3 protein-coding genes and 1 pseudogene are annotated in these 4,082 nt (G+C 35.4%); 3 read left to right on the top strand and 1 reads right to left on the bottom strand.

All coding sequences use genetic code 11. From position 1 onward, the window contains the following. Positions 1–200 (top strand): annotated as a pseudogene (locus tag Q1553_RS04520) (transketolase); the annotation flags it as partial. 3 nt (positions 201–203) lie between these two features. Beyond that, positions 204–2,540 carry a PD-(D/E)XK nuclease family protein gene (locus Q1553_RS04515; RefSeq protein WP_297571737.1) on the top strand — a complete coding sequence of 779 codons (2,337 nt, stop codon included), beginning with the start codon at positions 204–206 and terminating at the stop codon, positions 2,538–2,540. On the opposite strand, the gene Q1553_RS04510 is transcribed toward Q1553_RS04515, so the two are convergent. Continuing rightward, entirely contained in the window at positions 2,515–3,018 is a 504-nt protein-coding gene (locus Q1553_RS04510; protein WP_115552105.1) for a DUF4149 domain-containing protein, read from the bottom strand. The genes Q1553_RS04515 and Q1553_RS04510 overlap by 26 nt on opposite strands. Before the next feature lie 378 nt (positions 3,019–3,396). On the opposite strand from Q1553_RS04510, the gene Q1553_RS04505 reads away from it, so the two are divergent. Next, positions 3,397–4,082: DUF2130 domain-containing protein (locus tag Q1553_RS04505; protein WP_300842778.1), on the top strand; the 686-nt coding region annotated here is incomplete at its 3' end.

Here is a 4,082-nt window from a genome sequence, read left to right as displayed (position 1 = left end):
GCAAAGATTATCGGGATTCTTTGTTGAAAGGCAAAGTCATTGCATTAGAAGCAAGTCGTGCTTTGGAATGGTTTGCTTTTGCAGAGGAAGTGATTGGTATGTCTAGTTTTGGCGCAAGCGGAAAGGGCGAGGAATTATTTAAGTATTTTGGTTTTAGTGTGGAAAATGTAATACAAACCGCCAAAAAACATTTGGGATAAAAGGTGGAAAGCCTCCATTTGTTTTCCAATACACGCGCAATGAAGCATTTTTTTGTGCAAAATTATACAGAGGATTTTTTACCGAGTGCAAAAAGTATTGCCGAGTTTTTAGATTTTATTTTAAGGGTGGAGGGAAAGCGAAAGATTCCGCCTTTTTTGCGCAATTTTTATTTGTATCAAGCAATTCAAGAAAATTATCAAAATACACAAAAATTAGGCAACTTTGCTAGGAATTTCACGCAATTTCTACTCAATTCTACTTTTTTTTTAAAATTTTATGATGAATTGTGTGCGGAATGTGTTTCTTTGGAATCGCTAGCAAATTTTGATATTTATGCCTTTTATGACGACCATTTGGAAGTCTTGAAAGCAATTTTTAAAAGCTATCAAGAAATTTTAATCAAAAATCATTTTTTTGATAAATATTTTTTAGAGGATTACCAAATTACTTTTGAGTTGCTTTACCCGTTTGAAAGAATCGTGATTCATTTAGAGGGTTTTTTGAGCCAATTTGAAATGCAGGTGTTGCGTAAAATTTCTAAGAAATTGCCCATTACTTTTGAATTGAATTTGGATTCTTTTAATCAAGAGTATTATACAAAACTATTTGAAATCCCTTTGGAGATAGGATTTTATGAGATTGTGTTGTTTTGCAATAAACTAAGTTATGATAAGATTGTGCAAAACATCAATTCTAAGGGCAAAGAATCGCAAGTTCAAGTGTTGGAGTTTAGGGATAAAATAGCAGAAGTGGGTGGTATTTTTGCTCAAATTGATGTGTGGTTGGGACAAGGAATCACACCAGAGCAGATTTGCATTGTTTTACCTAATGAAGAGTTTGCGCACTATTTAAGGCTTTTTGACAAAGCACGCAATTTTAACTATGCTATGGGGAGTGCTTTAAAGTCAAGCGCATTGTATCGGAATCTCAAAAATGCTATTAAAGCGCAAAATGCGCAAGCAAACTGCAATGAATCTCCGCAGGTTGAAGAGCAAGATTCTACCTTAGCGATTCCCAATTTTTTAGATTTTGAATCTTTTAAAGAGTTTTTGCAGAATTTAGAGGCAAATTCCAAAGAGGCACAACGAGTCAAAGAGAAGTTTTTAGAGGGTTTAGAGCAATTTGATTTTGCTTTAAAATATCTTACATCTTTGAGTGTGCAAGAACAGATTTTGGCTTTTTTGGATATGATAGAAGAAGTTACATTAGATGATGTCGGTGGCGGACGCATTAGTGTAGTGGGGATTTTGGAGACACGTGGCGTGTGCTTTCCCTATGTCATCATTCCAGAGTTTAATGCAGGAAATGTACCGAGCCTAAGTGATAAAGATTTGTTTTTGAACACTGCAATGCGTGAGAAAATAGGGTTGCCTACACGAAAAAGTCGTGAAAATTTACAAAAACATTATTATGCTAAATTATTACAAGGAAGCTGCCAAGCTTGGATTATGTGCTTAAGCAACGATGAAAATAAGCCCTCGCGCTTCTTATTGGAGGATTCTATTTTTGGAAATTCCCCTTTGTTAAAGGCAGATACACGATATAGTGAGTATTTTTTGAGCGGTAAGGCATTAAATTATCAAGAGTGCGAAATTGTCGCTCCTTTGGAGATAAAAGATTTTAGTGCGACAAGTTTGCAGTGTTTTTTGACTTGTCCGCGTAAATTTTATTATCGTTACATCTTGGGATTCAAAGAGACTGCGAATGAGGCAGTGAATATTGGTAGCAAAATCCATAATATTTTAAAAGAAATCTATCAAAGGACGCAAGATTATAATATGGATTTGATGTATCAAGAGTTTTGCAAGGAAATGGACAAAAGCCATAGTTTAAAAGAATCTTTTGAAAGCGCATTAGCAAAAAAATATCTCAAAAATTTCTTTGAATCAGAAAAAGTCCGTTTGGAGTCTGGCTGGATTCCTTTTGCCTTTGAGCAGGATTTTTGCTTTGAGTTTGCGGGATTTGCGCTTAAAGGGCGTATAGATAGGATAGATAAAAGAGGCAATGAAGTTTGTGTGCTAGACTATAAATACAAGCGTAATTTAAAGGTGGAATCTAAAAATTATGAAAAAGCCACAGATTTTCAGTTGCCCATCTATGTTTTAGCGATTCAAAAAGGTGCGATTTGCGCGTGTAATCCTAAGCAAATTCAAGCGGGATTCTATGATTTATATGAAGCGCAAATTAAACGAGAACAAGACTTGAATGCGAAGATTGAAGTTTTGCAAGAAAAATTAGAGACGATTAAAAAAGATTCCAAAGAAGTGAATTTTGTATTAGCTAGCAAGCGCGAAGCTTGCCAATATTGCGACTTTATTTACCTTTGTAACCGCTATTAATCGCCTTTAATGTCCTGACAATAAAGAGCAGGCATAGGCTTGCCATTAGAGCCTTAAAAACATAAACCGATTGTGTGTGCAACTTATCAAAAGTCGCATTTGCGATTCCCTCTTCGCCCAAACTTTGCGCTTGCAAAATATAAGGCGTATAATAAAGGGTAAAAAGAAAGATTAAAACAATGCTAATAAGTCCTAAAAGCGGGGCGATTCTAGCGTTACTCACACGAAAGGAGAGAATCTCATAGAATAGTATCACAACAGCAAGGAAGTTTAAAAGAATATTGAGCTTGACAAAAATGCTTGTCATTAGGATTCCTGATTGAAAGAGTGTCATTTCTAGGTTTGGCACAAGAGCGGGAGCACGAAAGATAGAGGGCGCACTCAAAGCTCCGCTTGCAATCACCGCACCAAGCGTAATGCCTAGAGAAAGCAGATAAAAGACTAAAAAGTAGGGTTGTAATCTGAAAAAACTTTGCATAAAAATCCTTTGATTTTTGTTGAATTATAACCAAATTGCTTTGCGATGTTGTTTAAGTTTGCGTTGTTGCTCCAAAAAATAAAAGGAACGTGGGTTTGTTTCTTAGGCACAATAAAATAGAGTATTCTGTGTAGCTAGATTCCCTATTCTCCAAAACTTTAAAGAAAACCACGAGATTTTAAGGGCTTGCTTGGGATTTAAAAAAGAGAAAGCGGGAAAAATGCACTATGAAATGTTATTCTTGTCGGGTGTTTTTAAATCATTTTTTGTGCTTAATTTTTATTTTAAAATTGGAATTAAAATACATTTTGCCAACAAAACCAAAGGGATTTTATTTTTTGAAAATCTAGGTTATAATAGTCGGAATAAGGAGTAAAAATGAACCAAGAAAATAGCATAAAATGCCCAAATTGTGGGAAACAAATTGATGTGCAAGCTATTGTGTATCATCAGATTGAGCAAAAGATTTATCAGGAAAATTTAGAATCCAAAAAGCGATTTGAAACAGAAATTGCACAAAAAAGAAAGGAATATAAGCAAGCTTTTGAGGCATTACAAGCCGAGCAGGAATCCTTGCAAGAAAAAGTCCAACAAGCCACCAAAGAATCCTTAAAGCAAGAGAGACAAAAACTTCAAGAGTCTCTTAAACAAGAATTTGCGCAAGAATATCAAGAAGCCTTGAAAACTATGCAAAAAGAATTGGAGGAAAAATCCAATCAAGTCAGGGAATTAAACCTAAGCAAAGCGGAAATTGAGAAGTTAAAAAGAGAAAAAGGAGAGATAGAATCTAAAATCAAAGCCCAAGAGCAAGAGCGTCTTGCACAAGAAATGGCAAGCTTTAAAGAAAAGTTACATAAAGAAATAGAATCGCAAAATGAGCTAAGATTTCGTGAGAAAGAGCAGCAACTAGAGGGACTTAAAAAGCAACTCCAAGAAGCACAACGAAAGGTAGAGATTGGTTCGCAACAGCTACAAGGAGAGGTGCAGGAACTAGCGATTGAGGAATATTTACAGGTGCAATTTCCCTTAGATGATATTGTAGAGATTAAAAAGGGAGCGCATGG

This window comes from Helicobacter sp. UBA3407 (assembly GCF_949747025.1).
In the GTDB taxonomy this organism is placed as follows: Bacteria; Campylobacterota; Campylobacteria; order Campylobacterales; family Helicobacteraceae; genus Helicobacter_D; species Helicobacter_D ganmani.
Note: the sequence above shows the minus strand (reverse complement) of the source record. Positions and strands in the feature narration are given on the sequence as shown.